22 protein-coding genes are annotated in these 23670 nt (G+C 46.3%); 11 read left to right on the top strand and 11 right to left on the bottom strand.

Translation table 11 applies throughout. The features are described 5' to 3' along the window. Nucleotide 1 precedes the first annotated feature (1 nt). Entirely contained in the window at nucleotides 2–769 is a 768-nt protein-coding gene (locus ACRRSX_RS10495) for a copper homeostasis protein CutC (protein ID WP_432453263.1), read from the bottom strand. A 451-nt stretch (nucleotides 770–1220) separates the two neighbouring features. Between ACRRSX_RS10495 and ACRRSX_RS10490 the strand changes: the two genes are divergently transcribed. Beyond that, a complete protein-coding gene (locus ACRRSX_RS10490; RefSeq protein WP_432453264.1) occupies nucleotides 1221–2183 on the top strand; it encodes a TAXI family TRAP transporter solute-binding subunit in 963 nt (320 codons plus the stop codon). A gap of 22 nt (nucleotides 2184–2205) precedes the next feature. On the opposite strand, the gene ACRRSX_RS10485 is transcribed toward ACRRSX_RS10490, so the two are convergent. From ACRRSX_RS10485 to ACRRSX_RS10470, 4 genes are all read right to left on the bottom strand, one after another. After that, nucleotides 2206–3036: a hypothetical protein gene (locus ACRRSX_RS10485; protein WP_432453265.1), complete on the bottom strand. Its 831-nt coding sequence runs from the start codon at nucleotides 3034–3036 to the stop codon at nucleotides 2206–2208. Nucleotides 3037–3114: 78 nt separating this feature from the next. Then, nucleotides 3115–3384 (bottom strand): hypothetical protein, encoded by a 270-nt coding sequence (locus ACRRSX_RS10480; RefSeq protein WP_432453266.1) that lies wholly within the window; start codon nucleotides 3382–3384, stop codon nucleotides 3115–3117. A 57-nt stretch (nucleotides 3385–3441) separates the two neighbouring features. Beyond that, on the bottom strand, nucleotides 3442–3636 hold the full coding sequence (locus ACRRSX_RS10475) for a nucleotide-binding protein (protein WP_432453267.1): 195 nt from the start codon (nucleotides 3634–3636) through the stop codon (nucleotides 3442–3444). Next, nucleotides 3633–4052, bottom strand: a complete 420-nt coding sequence (locus ACRRSX_RS10470) for a CBS domain-containing protein (protein ID WP_432453268.1) — start codon at nucleotides 4050–4052, stop codon at nucleotides 3633–3635. The genes ACRRSX_RS10475 and ACRRSX_RS10470 overlap by 4 nt, the downstream gene beginning before the upstream one ends. A gap of 138 nt (nucleotides 4053–4190) precedes the next feature. Here ACRRSX_RS10470 and ACRRSX_RS10465 point away from each other — a divergent pair, with 138 nt between their 5' ends. Beyond that, nucleotides 4191–4820, top strand: coding sequence for an MBL fold metallo-hydrolase (locus ACRRSX_RS10465; RefSeq protein WP_432456183.1), 630 nt, complete (start codon nucleotides 4191–4193; stop codon nucleotides 4818–4820). Between the two features lie 36 nt (nucleotides 4821–4856). Here ACRRSX_RS10465 and ACRRSX_RS10460 read toward each other — a convergent pair whose 3' ends face one another. Then, nucleotides 4857–5333, bottom strand: a complete 477-nt coding sequence (locus ACRRSX_RS10460; protein WP_432453269.1) for a hypothetical protein — start codon at nucleotides 5331–5333, stop codon at nucleotides 4857–4859. 247 nt (nucleotides 5334–5580) lie between these two features. Here ACRRSX_RS10460 and ACRRSX_RS10455 point away from each other — a divergent pair, with 247 nt between their 5' ends. After that, complete coding sequence (locus tag ACRRSX_RS10455; protein ID WP_432456184.1) at nucleotides 5581–6459, top strand: LysR substrate-binding domain-containing protein; 879 nt, start codon at nucleotides 5581–5583, stop codon at nucleotides 6457–6459. Nucleotides 6460–6580: 121 nt separating this feature from the next. Beyond that, the gene (locus tag ACRRSX_RS10450) at nucleotides 6581–7681 is read left to right on the top strand and encodes an alkene reductase (protein ID WP_432453270.1); all 1101 of its coding nucleotides are present in this window, start codon (nucleotides 6581–6583) and stop codon (nucleotides 7679–7681) included. A 254-nt stretch (nucleotides 7682–7935) separates the two neighbouring features. On the opposite strand, the gene ACRRSX_RS10445 is transcribed toward ACRRSX_RS10450, so the two are convergent. The 3 genes from ACRRSX_RS10445 to ACRRSX_RS10435 form a co-directional block, all read right to left on the bottom strand. Beyond that, entirely contained in the window at nucleotides 7936–9546 is a 1611-nt protein-coding gene (locus ACRRSX_RS10445) for an ankyrin repeat domain-containing protein (RefSeq protein WP_432453271.1), read from the bottom strand. Between the two features lie 256 nt (nucleotides 9547–9802). After that, the gene (gene preA / locus ACRRSX_RS10440) at nucleotides 9803–11077 is read right to left on the bottom strand and encodes an NAD-dependent dihydropyrimidine dehydrogenase subunit PreA (RefSeq protein ID WP_432453272.1); all 1275 of its coding nucleotides are present in this window, start codon (nucleotides 11075–11077) and stop codon (nucleotides 9803–9805) included. A 4-nt stretch (nucleotides 11078–11081) separates the two neighbouring features. Further along, nucleotides 11082–12425: an NAD(P)-dependent oxidoreductase gene (locus ACRRSX_RS10435; protein ID WP_432453273.1), complete on the bottom strand. Its 1344-nt coding sequence runs from the start codon at nucleotides 12423–12425 to the stop codon at nucleotides 11082–11084. A gap of 304 nt (nucleotides 12426–12729) precedes the next feature. Between ACRRSX_RS10435 and ACRRSX_RS10430 the strand changes: the two genes are divergently transcribed. Then, nucleotides 12730–13380 (top strand): TetR family transcriptional regulator C-terminal domain-containing protein, encoded by a 651-nt coding sequence (locus ACRRSX_RS10430; protein ID WP_432453274.1) that lies wholly within the window; start codon nucleotides 12730–12732, stop codon nucleotides 13378–13380. A gap of 179 nt (nucleotides 13381–13559) precedes the next feature. Here the strand turns inward: ACRRSX_RS10430 and ACRRSX_RS10425 are convergent, their stop codons facing one another. Further along, a complete protein-coding gene (locus ACRRSX_RS10425) occupies nucleotides 13560–14831 on the bottom strand; it encodes a Zn-dependent hydrolase (protein ID WP_432453275.1) in 1272 nt (423 codons plus the stop codon). A 437-nt stretch (nucleotides 14832–15268) separates the two neighbouring features. Between ACRRSX_RS10425 and hydA the strand changes: the two genes are divergently transcribed. The 6 genes from hydA to ACRRSX_RS10395 all read left to right on the top strand — a co-directional run bounded on the left by hydA (nucleotide 15269) and on the right by ACRRSX_RS10395 (nucleotide 22637). After that, the gene (hydA, locus tag ACRRSX_RS10420) at nucleotides 15269–16708 is read left to right on the top strand and encodes a dihydropyrimidinase (RefSeq protein ID WP_432453276.1); all 1440 of its coding nucleotides are present in this window, start codon (nucleotides 15269–15271) and stop codon (nucleotides 16706–16708) included. 54 nt (nucleotides 16709–16762) lie between these two features. After that, the gene (locus ACRRSX_RS10415; protein WP_432453277.1) at nucleotides 16763–17596 is read left to right on the top strand and encodes an ABC transporter ATP-binding protein; all 834 of its coding nucleotides are present in this window, start codon (nucleotides 16763–16765) and stop codon (nucleotides 17594–17596) included. A 19-nt stretch (nucleotides 17597–17615) separates the two neighbouring features. After that, entirely contained in the window at nucleotides 17616–18503 is an 888-nt protein-coding gene (locus ACRRSX_RS10410) for an ABC transporter permease (RefSeq protein WP_432453278.1), read from the top strand. After that, entirely contained in the window at nucleotides 18496–19458 is a 963-nt protein-coding gene (locus ACRRSX_RS10405; protein ID WP_432453279.1) for an ABC transporter permease, read from the top strand. Before ACRRSX_RS10410 ends, ACRRSX_RS10405 begins: the two co-directional genes overlap by 8 nt. Before the next feature lie 58 nt (nucleotides 19459–19516). Continuing rightward, nucleotides 19517–20521, top strand: a complete 1005-nt coding sequence (locus tag ACRRSX_RS10400; protein WP_432453280.1) for an ABC transporter substrate-binding protein — start codon at nucleotides 19517–19519, stop codon at nucleotides 20519–20521. 148 nt (nucleotides 20522–20669) lie between these two features. Then, nucleotides 20670–22637, top strand: a complete 1968-nt coding sequence (locus tag ACRRSX_RS10395; RefSeq protein ID WP_432453281.1) for a methyl-accepting chemotaxis protein — start codon at nucleotides 20670–20672, stop codon at nucleotides 22635–22637. Between the two features lie 207 nt (nucleotides 22638–22844). Here the strand turns inward: ACRRSX_RS10395 and ACRRSX_RS10390 are convergent, their stop codons facing one another. Further along, complete coding sequence (locus tag ACRRSX_RS10390) at nucleotides 22845–23654, bottom strand: transporter substrate-binding domain-containing protein (RefSeq protein ID WP_432453282.1); 810 nt, start codon at nucleotides 23652–23654, stop codon at nucleotides 22845–22847. Between the last annotated feature and the right edge of the window lie 16 nt (nucleotides 23655–23670).

The following is a 23670-nucleotide window of genomic DNA, read 5'->3' as shown; positions in this document are numbered from 1 at the left end:
CTTAGCGCCCTCGCTCCATCTGTTTCACCATCAACTGAACCAAAGACTGCGATACTGTTTGGCGGGTCAGTTCACTTGATACATCCTTCGCCGACGCCATTGCCTTGGCATACTGGGTGGCAAAAACGCTCGGTAGGTCTTCTGCCGCGGCACTATGTAGCTGCTGAATACCGCGCTCAAGTAACTCACCAATATTATGAGCTCTCACGCCTCCCGCCGCTAGCCATTCTAGCTGGGGAAATTGTTGCTGTAATGCTAACACTAGCTCCACGCCCTGTTCTATCTTATCTTGCTGGCCAGAGCTCAATATTCGAGTTACGCCGATATCGGCTAAACATTTCGCCGCAAAACTCGGCTCGGCCACACAATCGAAGGCGCGATGAAACACAAAATCGATGCCTTGCGCTGCCTTAGCAAGCCGCTGACAAGCACTCACATCCACACTCGCGTCGGGATTGAGGGCGCCACTAACCACGCCATGAAAACCGAGTTCTTTAATCAGCAAAATATCGGATTCCATCTGCATCAGTTCCTGAGGCTGATAACAAAAATCCCCGCCTCTAGGTCTCACCATAACCACGATAGGGATCTGAGTGAGATAGTGCTGAACCTGCAGCAATGCGCCATAACTTGGCGTAGTCCCCCCATCACTTTGGCCTGCACAGAATTCAATACGATGGGCCCCGCCCGCAATTGCTTTTTCGATATCTGCAACGCTATAACAGCAAACTTCTAACAAAGGAAATGATACAACTGAGTTATTTAACAAAATACAATCAATATAGGGCTTTATTTACGCCTAGTATAAACCATTATCCTGCGAGGTCATCGTGGTTTAGTGATTCAGATTAAGACAAAGTAAGCGCATGAGATAAGCTGAACAGCTGCCAAACACTTCCAATCCTTGCACCGCTAAACAAGCTCACTTCTTAAAAATTCATATCTTTGGAGCATCAGGTAAGGATACTAAATGCATGGAAACCGCTATTGACATAAGACATAAATACAAGTTAAGTCCCTTCATTGGCCACATATCGCAATTCGACTTTCAATTAAACTGGCATTAGGCACCTTCGCGGGATCCATCAATAAACACTTCATGACTAAAAAAGCTGTTGTTTTCCCTAACCAAACTTAATCTCTCAAACAAGCGTTTTTTAGCATAAGAGTGTATATTAACCAACTTGCACTATGGATAAAGAGCAAACTTAGGTGAAAAAATGAAACGATTTTCCAATTTTTTATTGCTGATTATATTTAGTTTAAGCAGCAACTTCACCGGGGCGAACGAGTACTTATTTTTGGGTACTGGTAACGTAAGCGGGGTCTATTACCCGACTGGCAACGCCTTGTGTCGACAACTAGAACAAAATAGTGACCATAGAAAACTCAGTTGCACCGCAGAAAGTTCCGGGGGCTCCAGTGACAATATCCAAGCACTACGAAGTGGCGATATCGATTTAGCGATCGTTCAGTCGGATGTGCATTGGCAAGCCTACAAAGGCAGCGGTGAGTTTGCCAAACAAGGAGCCTATAAGGAGATGCGCTCTCTGTTAGCCCTTTATCCAGAGGCCTTTACTGTATTAGCGAAGGCCCAGCTAAAGATTAACCAAGTTGAACAATTGAAAGGACATTCGGTCAATGTAGGGCCACTTGGTTCTGGCCAATATTCGACGATGAAACTCATCATGCAACAGCTGCATTGGCAAGATGGCGATTTTACCCAGCTAGGTCATCTAAAACCAGACGAACAAAGCCGCGCGCTATGTGGCAATAAAACCGAGGCTATCGTTTATGTGGTTGGCCACCCCAATACCTCGATTACCCGCGCGACCACAATGTGTGAATCCAATTTGCTGAGTCTGTCAACCACGACAATCGCCGCTTTAGCCCAAAAATACCCATATTTTTCCCCGGTAAGCATTAAAGGGGGAACCTATCATGGTAACCCGAAAGATGTGCAATCGATTGGCGTCAGCGCAACCTTAGTTGCAGACAAACAACTATCGGAGCAAACGGCACATGATTTTGTCGCGGCAATTTTTGAAAACCTCGACACTTTACGCGCCTTACATCCGGCATTAGCCGATTTAAAAGTGCAGCAAATGATCCATACAAATCTCACGGCGCCACTGCACCCAGGTGCCCTAAGATATTATCAAGAACAAGGGTGGATGAAATAATGCCGCAACAATCAACTTAAACTCAGGATAAGCCAGCATGCTGGCTTATTTGACTTAGGGGTAAATCCAAGTGCTCACATAAAGGATCCAACTCCCGACCAATCACCTGCTGCCAGTCTTCACATTCTCCCTGCCAAGCTAAACTTTCGAGCCAGTGTTGACGAAAACTACGATTGATAAATAAATCATGTAGATAACTCCCCTGCACCACACCTAATTGCCAGCCGGTAACTTGTTCAACAAAAGGCTTTAGCGCTTCAACGCAAGGGCTTGCAGCGTGATGAATTTCGTAACAAGCTAAGTGCTGCTCTTGCCACTCAACGTCGCGTTGCGTGGTCACCTTAGCATCGGCATATTCGGTGATGATTGGTAGTAAAGCCAAACCCTCAAAACCTTGCCCTTCACCCCCCAAAGGATCTAGAGTTTGCTCGCCTAGTATTTGCAAGCCACCACAAATCCCAGTCACTCTCACCCCTTGTTTCACCGCGTGAATAATCGCCTGATCTAAACCACTCTGCGCCAAATGCATTCGGCTAGCTGCAACATTTTTCGAACCGGGTAAAATAATCGCATCGTAATAACTTGAATCTTGAGCATCGCGTAGTGGCACCAGATTAACACCCGCTTGATAAATTAATCGGTCAAATTCATCCAGATTGCTGGCAAAGGGATAAACCATTAAGGCAATGTTGGTGGTGCCCGGCTGCCATTGATTTCGATGAAAAAAATTATCTTCTTCCGACAGTTGGTGGGCTGTCCAAGGGAGCACCGCTACGATAGGAATTCCTGTTTGTTGCAAAACCCACTGATTAGCATCCGCGAATAGCATCTGTTCACCGCGAAACTTGTTCAAGACAAAACCTTTAACACGAGCTTGCTCTACTTGGCTAAGACACATCCATGTCCCAAGCAAATGAGCGTAAGCACCAGCTCAGTCGATATCCACAATCAAATAAACCGAAGCCTGCAACGCTAGGGCGAGTTCCATGTTAACGATAGCGCTTTTAGGTAGATTAACTTTCGCAGGACTGCCCGCACCTTCAATCACGAGACATTGATGTTGCAGTGGTAAACGCTGAACACCTGCCAAAACCGCAGGCCAAAGAACGGCTTTACGCTGATGCCAGTCGATGGCATGGAGCTGATGGCTCACCTCACCATGAATCACTAGCGGTGCGCCGAGTTCGCTATGCGGTTTCAATCATACCGGATTCATATCAATACAAGGCCGTTGCCGAGCGGCTAAAGCCTGCAGGTACTAAGCACGACCAATTTCACCTCCTTGGTCGGTGACGGCCGCATTGTGACTCATGTTTTGTACCTTAAAAGGAACCACATCAAGCCCTTGAGTACTCAAGTAAGGGCAAATCAGGGCGCACACAAAAGATTTACCCGCATCACCAGTGCAAGCCATAAACATGATTGGGGTCTTAATACTCAATGAAGAACTCATGAATTATTATTACTAACCAACAAAAAGGCTAAGATGTCCTTCCAGGTCACAATACCCTGCAGATGCTGATGTTCATCAATCACTGGCAAGCAACTCAAACCTTGTTCAATCATTAAATGCCCCGCATCCGTCACACTGGTGATGGCGAAGCAGCACTGTGGATCGCGCGTCATCAATTGGTGAACCCGTTGGGTTAAAGTTTTAATATCTCGCTGATTCTCCGCAGCCTTACCAAGAAAAGGACTTAAAGCCGCCAGCACATCCGCTTCAGTTAACACGCCAACCACTTGATCATCGTCATCGAGTACCACCAAGTGATGAAAGCTCACGTTGTCAAAAATGTCTTTAATATCGAATAGCCGCTGATCCATATCAACACTGACTACTCTAGTCTGCATAATATCTTTGATTATCAAGGGAATCTCCTTCGATTGGGTGAGATATTAGTATTATAAACATAAGCACCCACAAGTCGCGTTTTAGTTGCACACAACTGTAGAAATATTCAGCCGCATCCGTACACTAAGTGGGAGACAATTCAGAGTATGAGTAAAATGGCCTATCAAATTATCCCTGTGACCCCTTTTCAACAAAACTGTAGCCTCATTTGGTGTGAGCAAACCTTAGAAGCGGCAATTGTCGATCCCGGAGGCGACCCGCAGCTCATTCAAGCCGCCGTCGACAAAGCGGGTGTGAAAGTGACTAAAATATTGTTAACCCACGGTCATCTTGACCACGTAGGAGCCAGCAGCTTAATCAAACAGCGCTATCAAGTTCCCATTGTAGGGCCTCATCAAGACGACGATTTTTGGCTTAGTAAAATGGCAATGCAGTGCCAAATGTTTGGTTTTCCAGAAGTTGCAAGTTTCAGCCCAGATCAATGGTTAGAGCATGGCGACATCATCGCTCTAGGAGAAATAGAACTTGAGGTCAGACATTGTCCCGGCCACACTCCTGGCCATGTGGTGTTTATCGATCACGCTGCCAAACTCGCTATCGTAGGTGATGTTTTATTTAATGGTTCGATTGGCCGAACCGATTTTCCTCAGGGCGATCACCCCACGCTGATCAATGCCATTAAAACTCAACTCTATAGCCTAGATGATGATTACCAGTTCTTACCTGGACATGGGCCAATGTCGAGTATTGGTCACGAGAAGAAATTTAACGGCTATACTCGGTAAATCTAAAAAACAACAAAGGGCTCGCTCGGCGAGTCCTTATCGTTTATCAGCGCCGAGTCGATCTCTCTTCACTTTTGCGTAAAGTAAATAAACACTACTCAACCAAACACCCACGGCCATAAAAAACAGCGGATATTCACGTGGACAACCGTCGCTTAAACAGCTCAGATCAGTAAACGGAAATAAGCCCAAAGGCGTGAAAAGATGGAAAAATATCGCCCCAGACATCACCACGAACGCAAGCGCAGCCCCATAAAACCGAGTCGCTTTACGTAAAATGAGAATGCTGGCAACCAATTCCACCAAACCAATTAGCGTTTCACCATACTGAGCAAACAGCGAGCCAACCGACTCCAGCCCTAAACCGCTGCTCAGCCAAGTTCCCACGGTTTGAAAAATATAAACTGTAATGTCAGCGGGATGGCCAAACCAACCTGCAAATTTAAAAAACAGCGATTGTAAGAATACAAAAGCGACGTAAATCGCCAGAATAAGCGGAATGTATTTATTCAAGGTACAGATCCCATATGCCAAAAAAATGAATCGTTCTAAGTAAGTTCCAAACAAGACCTTAGCAAGCGAACTTATATTTCACCGGAAACTGATATCGCTGATGAACCGACCCCAACAAAGGCCAGATACTGGGATAAAATAGTTAATAATATTTGTCAAAATAAGATAAGTTACACAAGAAATATTGTGAATGTAACAACCAATAGCATCATCAAACCATTCTCGCTCTGGAGCCCATATGTTAAATTTGAGAAACCGTTCAGACGATCTTGAAATATTAATTGCTGTCGTTGATTGCGGTGGCTTTTCTGCTGCTGCCGAGCAGCTCAATATTCAAGTCGCGCGAGTCTCGCGGGCAGTCTCGAAGATTGAACAACAGATCGGTGTGACACTGCTCAATCGAACCACTCGGCGGATCTACCAGACCGATGAGGGGCGTCGATTTATCGAAGCCGTTCGACTCGGCCTACTCCAACTACAACATGCAGAAGAAGAGCTGTTAGCAAACGATGCATTTCCCAAAGGCAAGCTACGCATCGATGCCGCCAGTCCATTTGTGTTGCATCAACTGGTGCCGTTAATACATAACTTTAAGCAAGCCTATCCCAACATTGACTTAGAACTGAGTTCCAACGAAGGCTATGTTGATTTACTCGAGAAACGAGTTGATGTTGCGATCCGTATCGGTCGCCTAAGTGATTCAACTCTGCACGCTCGCCCTTTAGGTAAAAGCCCTCTTTACGTGGTCGCCTCTCCCGACTATCTGGCACGCCGTGGTGTGCCGCTGCATATTACCGACTTACAACAGCATGATTTATTAGGTTTCACCAGCAAAAACCTCAATTTATGGCCACTTAAGGGTTTTAGTTTAGAGGCTCCCTCACTGATTGCTAGTAACGGCGAAACCGTTCGCCAATTGGTATTAAGCGGTAACGGCATTGCCTGTTTGTCCGGTTTTATGGTTAAACAAGATATCGCTCATGGAACGATGATCCGCTTATTTGGCTCAGAAGCCGTTTACGATACGGGCCGTGAACAAATACACGCGGTGTATTACAAGTCTTCCTCATTAGCACGGCGGATCTCTTCTTTTATCGACTTTATCCAACCACGACTCAGCCTATAAAATAAAGCTTCACTTAAAACTAATTATTGTGAAATTCACAAAAATAATTTGTCATCTACGGACTGATTGCAAGCGCACTCAACTGCTACACTGATGCTCTAATTTTTCGAGGATCTCACACATGACAGCCACACTCTTTCAAGCCATTCAACTTGGTAAACTTAGATTAAAAAACCGCATCGTCATGCCGCCGATGACACGCTCGCGTGCTACTCAGCCTGGAGACACCGCCAATCAAATGATGGCCGAGTACTATATGCAGCGCTGTGAAGCAGGACTCATCATTGGTGAAGGGACTCAAATATCAGAACGGGCTAAAGGTTACGCTTGGACTCCCGGGATCTATTCTCAAGCACAAATTGACGGCTGGCGTTTAGTGACCGATGCGGTTCACCAGCAGGCAGGTGTGATATTTGCGCAACTATGGCATGTAGGACGAGTCACTCACCCGGATAATATTAACGGTGCTCAGCCTTGGTCCGCTTCGCCACTTAAAGCCGAAAACGTGAAAGTATTTGTGGATAACGGTAGTCAGCAACCGGGGTTTATAGATGTGGTCACGCCCAAACAAATGAGCCAAAAAGAAATTAATCTAGTGATTGAGCAGTTTCGCCAAGCGGCCCTCAATGCACAACAAGCTGGTTTTGATGGGGTAGAGTTACACGCCGCCAATGGGTACTTAATCAATCAATTTATCGACTCTGAATCTAATCAGCGAACCGATGCCTATGGCGGTAGCCTTAGCAATCGTTTACGTTTTCTTGATGAAGTACTTACAGCCTTAGTGGGTGCTATTGGTGCAGACAAAGTCGCCGTGCGACTAGCTCCGCTCACCACCTTAAATGGCACCGTAGACGCCTACCCCGAGCAAACCTACACTGCGGTGGCCGAGTTGCTCAATCAACATCAAGTAGTCTATATGCACATTGCCGAAGCCGATTGGGACGATGCGCCGCCAATGCCGCTTCATTTTAAACAGGCACTACGCAAAACCTACGCAGGGACCATTATCTACGCCGGAAAATACACGGCAGCAAGCGCCAGCCAAGCCATAGAAGACGGCCTCGCCGATATGATAGCTTTTGGCCGCCCATTTATTGCGAATCCCGATTTACCCTCTCGAATTAAACACCATCAAGCCTGGGCGAGTCATGATCCCAACACCCTATTCGGAGGTAACCATCATGGTCTAACTGATTACCCTCGTTTTGAACAACAGTAAAATATAAGTTTAATCGACTAGCGGTAAAGTCTTGAACAACTTTACCGCCATCAAAGAATGGCAAAGCTTACCCATCAAACAACGAACCAGCTTGGCACTCAAAAATCGTGATAGCTGATGAAGCAAATACATACCACACAATAAAGTTGCACGGTAAGTAAAAACCTACATAAAACGGACTTGTGCTTATCTGGCGACTTGCTGTGAATCAAGCGCGAACACCCTGTTGCAGCCGTGAGATTCGGCGCATATGATTAACGCTCTAACAAAGAAAACATAATCTCCTGAACGCCTTGACCGCCCACACTACTCACTTGTTTAGTCATCTCGATGGCGCTTAAGCCCTGATTATTGCGAAAGGTCAAATCGGGATCATGGCGAAGCAACTGCCTAAGCATGGAGAGTCGCCCAAATTTCACCGCGTACATCACCGGTGTCAATCCTTGATTATCAGCAAAATCGACATCTGCAGCATGGTCCAATAAGATCCGCGCAGTCCTAGGTTTATTAAACTTAACCGCGAGACATAAGGCAGTTTGTCCCTTTTGGTTAATGGCGTTTGGATCCATCCCTAAACGCAAAAGCGTATCAGTGATCTGCGAAGGACCGTAGTCTCCTCGACCCTCTAACCCTGCGACGCGACTGAGGATATCCGCTTTAAACAAAGTGAATGACAACGACAATTGAGTCGGCTGAAAAAACACATTAAAAACACGCTCTTCTCCGCTCAAGGCTGCGACATCAAGCGCAGTAAGTCCACGATGATCAATCAGCGACAGATCTGGATTAAATTTTAGCAAGCTGCGCATGCTTTCAATTTGCAAATTGGTGGAAGCAATATGCAAAGCGGTCTGCCCACGGGAATTCCGCAGATTAATATCCATATAAGGACCAATTAATTGCAACATTTTTGCTTGTTTAGTATCTAATTGTTCACCGTCGTAGCGATTCATCTGTACCTGTAACGGTAGCCACCCCGCTAACGCAGAACTTAAACGCTGCTGACCATCATTTGTCTCCGTTAAGCTCGCGATAAATGGCAGCTCTAAATGCTCAATCGCTCGCTTTATTTGCTCCTCACGACTGCCCTGAGCAGGTGACGTTCGGATGACAAAGGCCAATTTATTGAGTTGATTTTCAATCGCCCATTGATAGGCTGAGCGACCATCACTTGCAGTGCCAGCGCTATCTATACCCGCTGTTTTCAAAATCCGGACAATTTTTTCTGAATCGGCATATTGACGAGGCAAATACCTAGTCGCCAAGTAATGCAGTGTATTTCTGCCTTGCTGATCTTGGGCGTTGATATTAGCCCCGGCACCAAGCAGCGCATCAACCACTGCGATTTGTCCATAATAAGCAGCTAACATCAAGGGGCTTATCGCCTTTTCATCGGCCAGATTGACATTTGCCCCACGCTTTATCAGCTCTATCGCAATCTTTGAGTTATGCTGTCGAATCGCAGCCATTAAGGGGCTGACCCCTAGCCGATTTTGTTGATCAATATTGATACCATTTTCAATCAACAACACCGCTATTTTTTTCAGGTAAGGCTCGCCCGCTGCAATGGAATAGGATGAAACATGGTGCAAAGCATTTTGACCATTATTATCTAGTTGATTAACATCAACTTTCTCAACTTCTAGCAGCTGCTTTACGGAGAAAACACTAGCAGTATTAGCGGCCTTCATCAACGCGCTGATATCGTCGCTTAAGCCCCCGTAAGTCATAGAACGATTATATGGAACGTTTACCTGACAGCAAACAACAGTCTGCTGAGATGCTGTCGGAGCCGACTGTCGCTGACTACATGAAATTAATAGACCGGCCAACGCCACCCCAAGTACTACTCGTTCCAAATTCATTTAATCGCTTATCCTTGCTAGAACAGATCGCCATTGCAGCGCAGAGCCAACAAAAAGTCAAAAATACACAACAGAGTCATAATTAACTTTTGTGATTACATATAATTTGGGTTGAAGCATGAAATAAAGTGGACCCAGTAGTTTGGGACTTATTTGTTCTAGCTTTAAAAACAAATAAATAGAATGAAAACGGTGATCTTGTTGATGCAACGCTTGCTCCGCCAATGCAGCAGAGCAAGCACCTAAGATAAAGAGCCTAAGAAACGTCCCGGTAAGGGTTGCGCGGATCCTGAGTCCAGTTCATATAGGGTTTATCGGCCTCTTTTTGCTCCATCTTGATACAGCTATCCACCGGACAGGTGATCTGGCACAGATTACAGCCAACACACTTATCTTCGATCACTTCGAAAGCGACGCTGCCATCGGGACGAGCGGTCTTGCTAATTGCCTGATGCGAGGTATCTTCGCAGGCGATGTAACAACGGCCACAGCCGATACATTTATCTTCATCAATATCGGCCACCACCTTATAGTTCATATTGAGGTATTTCCAATCGGTGGTATTGGGTACTGCGAGCCCCTGGAAATCGGAGATTTTCTCGTAGCCTTTACTGTCCATCCAATTCGACAGGCCTTGCTGCATTTCGCTGACAATTCTGAATCCGTAGATCATCGCAGCGGTACACACCTGCACGCAACCTGAGCCCAAGGAGATAAACTCCGCCGCATCGCGCCAGTTACCAATGCCACCGATCCCTGAAATAGGTAGGCCTGCAGTTTGCGGATCACGCGCGATTTCACTGACCATGTTTAGGGCAATCGGTTTCACCGCTGGGCCACAATAACCACCGTGGGTACTCTTGCCATCCACCAAGGGCCGCGCAGCCATCTGATCCAAATCGATCCCAGTAATTGAGTTAATGGTATTGATTAATGAAACCGCGTCAGCACCGCCATTTTTGGCAGCGCGCGCCGAGAAACGAATATCAGTGATGTTCGGGGTGAGTTTCACGATCACTGGCAACTTGCTATAGGTTTTACACCAACGAGTCACCATCTCCACATATTCTGGAACCTGGCCTACCGCCGCCCCCATCCCGCGCTCTGGCATCCCGTGCGGGCAGCCAAAGTTAAGTTCGAGGCCATCAGCGCCGGTTTGTTCCACTTGTTTCACGATGGTTTTCCATGATTCTTCCTCACAAGGCACCATTAAGGAAACCACTAAGGCTCGGTCGGGCCAGCTTTTTTTCACCGCCTCGATTTCACGCAGGTTGATTTCCAAACTACGATCGGTGATCAATTCGATATTGTTAAAGCCCGAAACTTCACCATTATGATCATAGATTGCTGAATAGCGAGAGGACACATTCACCGCCGCTGGATCTTCGCCCAAGGTTTTCCAAACCACTCCACCCCAGCCCGCTTCAAAAGCGCGTTCGACGTTATAGGCTTTATCCGTCGGTGGCGCAGAGGCCAACCAAAATGGATTGGGAGATTTGATCCCTGCAAATTCAATTGATAAATCGGCCATGGTATTAAGCCTCCACTGAGTTAAGTTGTTGATGAATGGCGATAGCTGCCAACTTGCCCTGTTGCACCGCTTCTACGGTGAGGTCTTGTCCTTCACTGGTACAGTCCCCACCGGCAAACACGCCGTCAATACTGGTGATTTGCTTACCAAAGGTGGCAATTTTTCCATTGCTTACGGTGGGGATCAGCTGCTCGGCGTTGGGGTAAGCAAACTTCTGGCCGACCGCTTTAAATATTGCCGAACAAGCAACATCAAAGGTTTGCTCAGTATCTTTAAGCTGGCCATCTTCACTATAGGTTTTACGGAAGGTCATACTGCGTAATACCCCATCTTGGTCCAGATTAATTTGCTCTGGTTTGGCCCAGGTTTTTATTCTGACCTGATGGTTTTTGGCAATTTGCTGTTCGTGCTCGGTGGCGCTCATTTGCGCTTCGCCGCGACGATAAACCAGCGTCACCTCTTCTGTACCCAAACGTTTGAGTTGGCAGGCCATGTCGATGGCGGTATTACCGGCACCAATCACCACCGCGCTGTCCAGCGGGACCGCCAAGTCCTCGAGATCTTTAGCCTGGCGTAGCTCTTTAATGTAATCCACGGCATTGAGTACTTGCGGATGGCTTTCGTTGAGCAACATCAAGGACTGAACGTCCTGTAAGCCAATGGCTAAAAACACCGCATCAAAGCGCTGCTTCAACTCGCTCAAGCTGACATCTTGGCCTAAGGCGGTATCGGTATGCAGGGTGATGCCACCGATCCCTAAGATGAAATCAACTTCTTTCTGAGCAAAATTGTCGGTAAGTTTGTACTTGGCAATGCCGTATTCATTCAAGCCACCCGCTTTTGCTGCCGCTTCGAAGATCTCCACCTCATTGCCCAGCATCGCCAAGCGGTGTGCACAACTTAAGCCAGCGGGGCCTGCGCCCACTACCGCGATAGTTTTACCGGTCGGCGCGGCTCGCTCGAAAGGATGTCCCTCAAACACCGCATTATCGGTGGCATGCCGTTGTAATAAACCAATTTTAACCGGTGACTGTTCCTGCTCTTTATTGCGCACACAGGCTTGTTCACACAAAATTTCGGTTGGACACACCCGGGCGCAACTGCCACCCATGATGTTTTCCTGATAGATGGTTTTAGCCGCTCCAGTTAAATCGTCAGTATGAATACTGGCAATAAAACTCGGAATATTAATTTTTGAAGGACAGGCTGTAATACAAGGCGCGTCGTAACAATAGTAACAACGCGAACTTTCGATGCCAGCTTGGCGGGCACTTAAGGCTGGATTGATATCCTTGAACATCTGATCAAGGGCTAGCTGCTGTTGTGAATAGCCCTCAGGCTTTTCCATACTCATCACCATGGGATCTCCCTATTTTTTTTATAATGCCGAGATAAAACTCTCTGCTTGTACAAAAACAAAGCAAAGCCTATACCATGTTCTGACCAAACGGTCAGGAGATGTGATTTTTGGTTCGGGGCTAGTAATATAACCATCTGTTTAATAAGGCTAAAAATAAATAGTCATTGAATGAAAAAAACAGATAGTTAACAATAAGTCTTGATTAGAGTTATGCTGTCAGTCAGTGGGTAGAACTAAGCATGCCCAGTATCAAGGCAAATAGCTTCATATTAGTGCAGAGAGCAATCAGCCCATGAGCAAAACCACCACCACGAATACCAAACGCCGTAAGCTAGCAGATATTCGTAAAGACAATCTCGCGCAAATTCTATTAGTTGCCGAGCAGTTATTTGCCGAAAACGGTTACTCGGGAACCACCATTGCAGCCATTGCGGCAAAAGCTGAATTACCCAAAGCCAATGTCCTTTATTATTTCAAAACTAAAGAGGCTTTATATAAGGGGGTACTCAGCCAGCAACTCGTCATATGGATGAGCCACATGGATCAAATGACGCCCGAGCAACATCCCAGTGTGGCGCTACGCCATTACATTTTGCAGAAGATGCAGCAATCCAAACAACACCCCAACGCTTCACGGATTTTCGCTGCCGAGATCTTACACGGAGCCCCCTACCTGCGAGAACAGTTAGCCACCGAGTTAAAACAGCAATTTGATAAAACCTGCCAGGTATTTCGAGATTGGATCGCCAAGCAGTGGATGGAACCGATTAATCCAGAACATTTAATGTTCATGATTTGGGCCTCAACCCAAGCCTATGCCGACTACGCCATTCAAAGTAGCCTGATGTTAAACAAAGAAGCCCTGGATGATAGTGATTTTGAAGAAGGTATGGAATTAATTGCTCGCTTGGTGCTTAAAGGTTGCGGCATCAAGTTACTTTAGCGAAATAATGCTCGCAACGACCACGAATCGATGCTTCATTAAAATTGAGCAAATTGGTTTGAGCCAACAATGAACAGGGAATAGAGACGCATACTAGGCATAAAAACAAAGAAGGATTAGAATAATTTCTAATCCTTCTTTGTTGCGGTGAAAGCTAGATTTCACCGCAGAATAAGCAGCTATTTACTCAGCGCAAGATCTTCAACCGTTGTAGCTTCTGTGACTTGTTCAGCCATACTAAGCATGGCATTTAACAGCACCGAGCAACCCGCTTCACATTCTTCCTGAGTGGTGCTTTCTATCTCGTTATGACTAATACCATTTAAGCAAGGCGTGAAAATCATGCTGGTTGGCGCAAAATCAGAGACATAACAGGCATCGTGACCTGCTCCAGCAATAATATCCATGTGACTATAACCTAAACTGACCGTAGCATTTCGCACTGCATCAACACAGGCCGAATCAAAATGGATAGGTTCGTAATACCAGAATGGATCGAGCGCAACTTCAACACCAGTTTGTTGCTCAAGCTCAGCCACAGCGGCTTTGAGTTCTTGATCCATGGCGCTGAGTTCTTCATCGATGGGGTGGCGTAAATCGATACTCATTTCAATTTTACCGGGGATGGTATTGCGCGAATTTGGCAACACCTGCACAAAACCCACCGTGCCACACCCTGGTGGATGTGCTTTAGCGATTTGCTCCACTTGTTGCATCAATTGCGCACTGGCCAGCAACGCATCTTTTCGCAGGTGCATCGGGGTCGTCCCAGCATGAGACTCTCGACCGGTAATCGTGGCATTAAACCAACGTTGCCCTTGCCCACCAGTAACCACGCCTATCTGTTTCTCTTCAGCTTCTAAATAAGGGCCCTGCTCGATATGAGTTTCGAAGAAAGCATGAAATTTTCGACCCGTCACTGGCGTTTCGCCAGCAAAGCCGATCCGCTCTAACTCATCGCCCAAACGCAAACCGTCTACATCCAAACTGTCTAAAATTTCTTGTAAACTAAAACGCCCAGAGACTACGCCAGAGCCCATCATCGCGGGGGCGAAGCGCGAGCCTTCTTCATTGGTCCAGACCGAAATCTCAATGGGATGTTTGGTTTTAATGCCACGATCATTGAGCGAACGGACCACTTCTAAACCCGATAATACGCCAAATACACCATCAAATTTTCCTCCCGAAGGCTGAGTATCTAAATGACTGCCCGTTCCCACAGGCGGCAGGCTCATATCTTCACCGGGGCGAGTACACATAATGTTACCAATAGCATCAATTTTTACACTACAACCCGCCTCTTCAGCCCATTTAATGTAAAGCTCTCGACCTTGTTTATCTAAATCAGTTAATGCTAATCGTCGGCAACCGCCTTTTTCGGTGGCTCCGATTTTTGCCATTTGCATCAAACTGTCCCACAAACGATCACTATTAATTTTGTAGCTACTCATACTGGCCTCCACTCAACCAAACTGTTTCATTTTTGTGTTAAATCCGCCCTCGGCGTTGCACTCAACCATGCAAAGTATTGACCAAGCGGACAAGAAGTTAGACGGTAAAAACTAAACTACTGATAATTAAGGATTAAATAATGCATTATTTTTTCGATTCTAATTTTCAGTAGCACGACCCGGTATTTTCGTTCAAATTTTATGCACTAAAAGTGGGAATATACGCCCTGCAATGGCGCGTAAGCGAGTCTATCCGACTCACTATGCAAACCAGTGGCTATCCGAATAAAACCAGTGTTCATGCGGCTTAGCATTAACAATAACCAACAAACTGTCCAATTGGTCAATCTATTGCATAACACCTAATTAAGGTAAGGGTTTTGCATCACAATAGACAACTTGATGCCCCTTTGAATCAATTAACGAGGTAGTTAGCAATGAGTGTACTAATTAAGGGTGGCAAAGTGGTCAACGCTGACCAAAGCATCTTTGCCGACGTTTACTGTGAAGGCGGTTTAATCAAAGCCATCGGCCAAGATCTAGATGTTCCCAGTGACGCTGAAGTGATTGATGCCAGCGGTAAGCTGGTAATGCCCGGCGGTATTGACCCCCATACCCACATGCAATTACCTTTTATGGGAACCGTCGCCAGCGAAGATTTCTATAGTGGCACCGCCGCAGGACTGGCCGGTGGTACCACCATGATTATCGATTTTGTGATCCCCAACCCCCAGCAACCACTGATGGAAGCCTACCAAACCTGGAAGGACTGGGCGGCTCGCTCAGTATGCGATTATTCCTTTCATGTCGCCATCACCTGGTGGGACGACAGCGTTTATCAAGATATGGGCACACTCGTGAACCAAGAAGGGGTAAACAGTTTCAAGCATTTCATGGCCTATAAAAATGCCATCATGGCCGAAGATGAAACACTGGTAAATAGCTTCAATCGCTGTTTAGAATTAGGCGCAATGCCAACGGTACACGCCGAAAATGGCGAGTTGGTCGATCACCTACAAAAGAAATTACTCAAAGCCGGCTTAACCGGCCCCGAAGCGCATCCCCTATCGCGCCCAACCGAGGTGGAAGGCGAAGCCGCCAACCGCGCAATTCGGATTGCGCAATCGCTCGGTGTGCCACTCTATTTAGTGCATGTTTCTTGTAAAGAAGCGGTGGATGAAATCGCTCGGGCGCGCCATGAAGGCCAACGAGTTTACGGTGAATGTTTAGCTGGTCATCTTGAGTTGGACGACAGTGTCTATCGACAAAGTGACTGGGCCAGTGCCGCTGCGCATGTAATGAGCCCGCCGTTCAGACCGAAAGGACATCAGGAAGTTCTATGGAAGGCGCTACAAGGCGGCACCCTGCAAACCACCGCCACTGATCACTGCTGCTTCTGCGCTGACCAAAAAGCGAATGGGAAAGACGATTTCACTAAAATCCCCAATGGCACTGCTGGCGTCGAAGATCGAATGATGGTGCTGTGGGATTCTGGAGTGAATAAAGGTCGTTTAAGCGAGAGCGAGTTTGTGGCAGTGACGTCCACCAACAGTGCCAAAATATTCAATCTTTACCCTCAGAAAGGCTGTATTGCTGTGGGTTCTGATGCCGATATCGTGATTTGGGATCCAACAAAAACACATACCCTTTCGGCCAAAACCCATCATCAAAAAATAGATTTTAATATTTTCGAAGGCCGAACAGTACAAGGTGCTCCGCACATCACCATCAGCCAAGGCAATGTCGTCTTTAAAAACGGTCAGTTAAACGTGGTTGAAGGTGCCGGACGTTACATTAAACGTCCAGCCTTTCCCTCGATTTTCGAAGCGGTTCAAAAATATAACCAAAGCCATGCACCTGTTGGAATAGAACGATAACGCTGCCGCCTCAAATGAGCCGCCCAAAAACAATAAAAATATGAGAGAGAGACTATGTTAGCAGTAGCACAACAGACCACTGAACAAACCACTGCCGATAAAGCGCCGAGTCATCGTTCGATGATTGCCATTGAAGACTTGTCTTTGGTGTTTAATACCAACGATGGACCGGTCAATGCCTTGTCGAATATCCAGCTCAATATTAACGAAGGGGATTTTGTTTCATTTATCGGCCCCTCAGGTTGCGGTAAAACCACCTTGTTACGAGTGATCGCCGATTTAGAGCAGGCCACAGCAGGGAAAATAAAGGTTGATGGAACTTCACCCAGAGACGCTCGCTTAAATCGACTTTATGGCTATGTGTTTCAGGCCCCAGGTTTATTACCCTGGCGTACCATTCAACAAAACTGCGCACTGCCGATGGAAATCTCCGGACAAACTGGCACCCATCAACAAAAGCAAATCGATAAGTATTTGAAGATGGTAGGCCTACAAGACTTCCATAATAAATTTCCCTGGCAGTTATCTGGCGGTATGCAACAGCGCGCCTCCATTGCTCGGGCGCTGTGCCTCAATCCCGACCTGTTGTTGATGGACGAGCCCTTTGGCGCTTTGGATGAAATTACCCGTGACCATATGAACATAGAACTATTGAGAATTTGGCAAGAGACTCAAAAAACCGTGGTCTTTGTGACGCACTCCATTGCCGAAGCAGTACTGTTGTCGACCCATATTGTGGTGATGTCACCGCGCCCTGGACGGATCGTGAAAGTCATCGAAAGCCCCTTACCTCGTTTGAAAACCTTAGCACTGCGAGATGAAGCGGCTTTTCATGAACTGGCCGCGGAAATTCGTACCGCACTGGCCACCGATCATGCCATTGACTAAGCACAGCAGAGAGTAAACTATGCAAAGCACTACGAAGGACCGTCAGTGGCTGTCTTTAGCCAGCTTAATCATCGCGCTACTCGCCATTTGGTATTTAGCCGCATTGATCATGAATGGCAACCAACTGATCCATAACCTTGAACGTAAGAAACAAGACTGGAGCTATAGCCAGGTCATTAGCCAAGCGTATCAAGTTAAAAGGCCGATGTTACCAGCCCCCCATCAGGTGGCTTTAGAACTTAAAAAATCGGTCTTTGATACCTCGGTAACTTCTAAGCGTTCCTTGGTATTTCACAGCATCATTACCCTTAACTCAACCCTTTTAGGCTTCGTTTTTGGCTCCTTATTAGGCATGCTAATTGCCATCGGTATTGTGCATAACAAAACCTTAGAAGCGAGCTTAATGCCCTGGGTGATCGCCTCACAAACCATTCCCATTTTGGCCATCGCGCCAATCATTGTGGTGGTACTCGGCGCACTCAATATTACGGGCGTGGTCCCCAAGGCGGTGATCTCGATGTATTTGTCGTTCTTCCCGGTGACCATCGGTATGGTTAAAGGTTTACGCGCCTCCGACACCATTCACGAAGAATTAATGTATACCTATAGTGCCAGCACCCTGCAAGTATTCTGGAAACTACGCTGGTACTCTGCCCAACCCTACCTGTTTGCCAGTTTAAAAGTTGCGATTGCCGCAGCCTTAGTTGGCGCCATTGTTGCCGAGCTGCCAACCGGGGCTCAAGGTGGCTTAGGTTCTCGCTTACTCAGTGGCTCCTATTATGGACAAACCCAGCAAATTTGGGCTGCATTAATCATGGCTGCACTGCTTGGCTCACTCTTAGTATGGCTTGTCGGTTTGGCTGAAAAGGCGCTATTAAAACGACGCGGGGGATTGAGCAATGCTTAACTATTTTTCTAATGCCTTATATCTTGGCTTGCTGCTACTGCAACTGGCTTTGACGATGAAAGTGGAAGCAGGCTTTTACCAACGAGCACCAAGCTTGATTATCCTCTTATTGTTAGCGACTTACGCCACTGCGGCGCTGTTAAGTCAGCTCACTCATTTGAGTACTTCACGCCCGGCATTTGCTTGCTATATTAAACCACTGATCCCTAGCTTATTTGCTTTTATGCTGATCCTTGCTTGGCAAAGCATCGTCACTGGTTACGCTATCTCTGCAGTGTTATTACCCGCCCCTTCTAAAATTTTCACAGCCTTAATCAATAATCTGCCGATGTTATGGGGAGACTTTAAGCAGACTTACTTAAAAGCAGTTCTCGCGGGTTATTTGCTAGGTTGCGCCTCGGGTTTTGTGGTCGCGCAATGGGCGGTAAAAAGTGCGTTTTTACGTAATGGTTTGGTGCCATTGGGTAATTTTATGTCGGCCATTCCGATTGTGGGGATCGCGCCGATTATGGTGATGTGGTTTGGCTTCGATTGGCAATCCAAGGCCGCAGTGATCGTGGTCATGACTTTCTTCCCCATGTTTATTAATACTCTAACCGGCCTACAGGCAACAGATGCGATCCACAGAGATTTGATGCATACCTATGCCGCCAGTAAAACCCAAATCTTCATCAAAAGTCAGCTGCCGCAAGCACTGCCTTTTATATTTAACGCCTTAAAACTCAACTCAACGTTGGCCTTAATTGGCGCTATTGTGGCCGAGTTTTTTGGTACCCCGATTGTTGGCATGGGATTTCGAATTTCAACCGAGGTTGGCCGAATGAACATGGACATGGTATGGGCCACGATTGTGGTAGCAGCAATTGCCGGCTCTTTAAGTTACGGGGCTTTAGCCTTGTTAGAAAAATCACTGCTATTTTGGCACCCCTCGTTTCGAGGTGGGAATAAACACTAGGGACATCAGACCCCTAGGCAATTACTTCAAACACTTGTAGCAATAAAGGGAATTAACTATGAATCGATCTCTGATTTCACTAGCATCTGGCGTCGCTTTAATGGCCGCTAGCCTCAGCGCAAGCGCAGCTGAAAAACTAACCTTACAACTAAAATGGGTCACTCAAGCCCAATTTGCCGGTTACTACGTCGCGCTCAATAAAGGTTTTTACAAAGACCAAGGGATCGATTTAACCATTAAGCCTGGTGGACCCGATATTGCGCCAGCCCAAGTACTGGCAGGCGGCGGTGCCGATGTAATTGTAGACTGGATGCCTTCTGCACTTGCTACCCGAGAAAAAGGCCTGCCACTGGTCAATATTGGTCAAATCTACGGTAAGTCAGGCATGATGCTCACTTGCCTTAAGTCGAGTGGCATTAACAGCCCGGCAGATTTTAAAGGTAAAACCTTAGGGGTTTGGTTCTTCGGCAACGAATACCCTTTCCTAAGTTGGATGTCTAAACTCGGTTACGCCACCACCGGCGGCAAAGATGGCGTGACAGTATTGAAACAAGGCTTTAATGTTGATCCGATCTTCCAAGGTCAAGCTGATTGTGTCTCCACCATGACCTACAACGAATACGGTCAAGTGCTTGATGGCGGTTTAAGCAACGACGAACTAGTGCTATTCAAGTATGAAGATGAAGGCGTTGCAACGCTAGAGGATGGCCTGTACGTTCTAGAAGACAGTCTAAAAGACAGTAAAAAAGTCACTACCTATGCCAAATTCCTCAAAGCATCGATTGAAGGCTGGGAATGGGCAGCAGCACATCCCAAAGAAGCGGCTCTCATTGTATTAGACTACGATGATACTGGCGCGCAAACTGAAGCACATCAAATTCGCATGGCCACTGAGGTTGCAAAATTGTTAAGTAATAGCGATAAAGGCATTGGTTACCTCGAACCCGCAGCCTTTGACCGTACCGTTAAAATCTTACTCGATAGTGATTCAACACCGGTTATCACCAAAATGCCCGAAGGTGCCTACACCCATAAAGTATTTGACGAAGCCGCTAAACTGTAATTATTTAGTTATGATCATTTGATATAAAAAAGAGCTGCCAATGGTAGCTCTTTTTATTTGAACTGCGGTCAGCACCTCCCGATAAGTTCAACCAACAGAAAGCTCAACCAAATAAAAGAATATTCTATTTTTCACAAGGGTATCCGCCATGTCCATTAAACATAAGTTTTATATCGGTAGCGCTATTTTGCTGATTGCATCATTACTTTTGTTATTTACTATCGTGCAAACCGTCGTTATACCAGTCATTAAGAACCAAGCCGTAACCACGGCGACATTCCAAGCCAAGGTCATCGGCAAAGCGATTGCCGAAGATCTCAGCGAAAACGCCGTTCTTACCCGAAACTTAGCCGCTCTAGCGGGGGGCCTTCCACTAGAGAAAGCGACATTTATTACCCACATTGAACCACTCATTAAGAGCGGTGAAGGCGTTGTGGGCGGTGGCATTTGGCCTGAACCCAATAAATTTAACCCAGATAGCCAAAAGGCTTCGTTATTTTGGGCCAAAACAGGGCCAAACCAGCTCTCCCTCCTAGATGACTATAATAAGCCAAATAGCAGTCCATACCAGCAGGAATCATGGTACACCAATGCCAAACAAGCCACACAAGGGCAATGTGTTTGGTCTGAAGTGTATGTTGATCCAGTATCCAATGAGTCAATGGTCACCTGTTCGGTCAAGATTCAACGTGATGGCCAATTTTGGGGGGTGGCTACCATCGATGTGGAATTAGCTAATATTGAACAAAGCTTAATCACTGAAAACAATGAAACCGGAACCTACAGTCTAATTGTCGATCAAACTGGGCAAATTGTTTCACTGCCCTTATTACGTAAGCAAAATATTACGATGCTCAGCTTAAATGATTTAAGCCAGCAAGACGCTTCTCTAGCCCCTTTAGCGGCGGCTCTGCAAGCGAACAATAAGGATATGGTTGAGTTTAAACAAGGCGTGGTTCGTAATGACGCATCGATGCTAGTGCGCTTTACCCTACCCGATCAAGGCTGGACTGCGGCGGTAATCTTACCCGCTCAAGTGGCACTAAAAGATATGCGCTCATTAACCACCACCCTCTATCTTGCCTTTGCAGGCTTGATCCTTGTGTTTATTGTTGCCTTACTGGTGTCAGCTAAGCGCTTAATTACCAACATTAATTTAACCACCAACCAAGTTCGCTCATTAATACAAGGTCAGCTCGATACAAAACTCAAGATCAACGGCAAAAATGAGATGAGTGAGTTAGCGCAAGCGATTAATGACTACGGCGATCATTTACTCGGCATCCTCAAACGTGTGAAGCAAGAAGCCGAAAACGTAAAGAATAATGCAAGCTCAATGGATGGCCTGAGCGAGGCAAGCCAACAGCGAGCGCAACAACTAATGGATGAAAATAATACTCTTGCTACCGCGATTAATGAGATGTCTGCAACGGCCTCATCGGTATCACAGGATGTAGCGTCAGTGGCGGAGATCACCACCGACTCTTCCGACCGAGTGAATCAAGGCTTTACCGTAATCGAGCAAAACTCAGAATCCATTTCCTTACTATTTGATAAATTGGCGGAATCGGTCACTGTTATAGAGAAACTTTCACAAGACTCGCAGTCGGTCAGTAAGGTATTGGATGTCATCATGAGTATTTCTGAGCAAACCAATTTGCTAGCACTGAATGCCGCGATTGAGGCGGCTCGCGCTGGTGATTCTGGACGTGGTTTTGCCGTGGTTGCCGATGAAGTACGAACTCTCGCCCAAAAAACCCAGCAATCAGCAGGCGAAATAGAAACCATGATCAATCAACTGCAACAAGCCTCACAACAAGGCGTTACGGTGATAGAAGAATGTCGCGGGTACTCTGAAACGGTGAATCAACGCTCTACCACCACCCGTAGCCAATACGAGCAAATTGTCAGCGCCTTTAATGATATTAAAGAGCGCGCCAACAACATTGCCGTGGCCACCAACGAGCAATCGAAGGTCACTGATAACGTAGAGATGCTTGCAGAACGGATCCGCGAAATCTCAAATCAAAATGTTAGTGATGCCGACGAATTTAGGCAGGTGAGTAGCGAAGCGACACGACAAGCACAACGTCTTTATGAACTGAGTCGCCAATAGCAAGACTCTGACCATTGCCTATGAGGTACCAGAGATAATGCTTGTGCGAACGAGAGTGACCGCGAGAATCAAACTCGCAGATACAAGCTAGTAGCCTTGAGTTGCGGTACCAATCAATACCGCGACACCAAGCTCGAGAGTCGTTACCTAAAAAAAGCCAGCGAAAACTGGCTCTTTTTTATCAAGAAGCATTCCCCCTAACGAAGGCTACTGAATGCTGCTAAGCCAAGCGTCCGACTTAAACCACTTGTCATAAATCCGCTGGTAAGAACCATCTTTTTTAATTTGAACAAGATAATTATTTAAGAAATTCAGAAAATGGTAGTCATGTTTACGAATTGCCCAACCCAAGGGTTCATAGGTGAAGGAACTATCTAAATGATAAACCTTATCTTGGTGTTGCGAAGCGTATAGAGCGTTGTAAGGTAAGTCGTATACAAACGCATCCGCTTTGCCATTACTCACCTGCAACACGGCATCCGCCGAAGTTTCAAACAAATCAATATTGGCTTTTGGTAGGTACTTCTTCGCCGCAATCGCACCGGTAGTGCCGACTTGTGAAACCACTGTGTATTTCGGATCATTTAAATCACGATAACTTTTCACGCTATCTTTCAACTTTGGTGATAACAAGACTGTTTGACCAATTTCAATGTAGGTATTGGAAAACATCACCTTGAGATTACGTTCAGGAGTGATGGCAATGCCGCCAATAATGATGTCACACTTGCCCGTTTGCAGCGCTGGAATAATACCATCCCATGCGGTATTTACGGGGACAAAATTTACTTTCATAGCACGCGCCATGAGCTTGGCAATATCAATATCAAAACCGATATAACGGCCATCTTTACTCTTCATCTCGAAGGGAATATAGCCTGCTTCAAAGCAGACCTTTAACTCGCCGTTGGACAGAATAGTTTCAATGGTAGGCTCCGCAGCAGAGGCTGTGGTATGCATCAGTGACAAACTTGCAAAGGCAATGCCCGCAAATGTGTTTTTAACAAAGGGATTCATGTATATCCTTGAACTA

The sequence above is a fragment of the Agarivorans sp. QJM3NY_30 genome (assembly GCF_050870855.2).
GTDB lineage: Bacteria > Pseudomonadota > Gammaproteobacteria > Enterobacterales > Celerinatantimonadaceae > Agarivorans.
The sequence above is the reverse complement of the archived record's forward strand: the minus strand, read 5'-3'. Positions and strand labels throughout refer to the sequence as shown.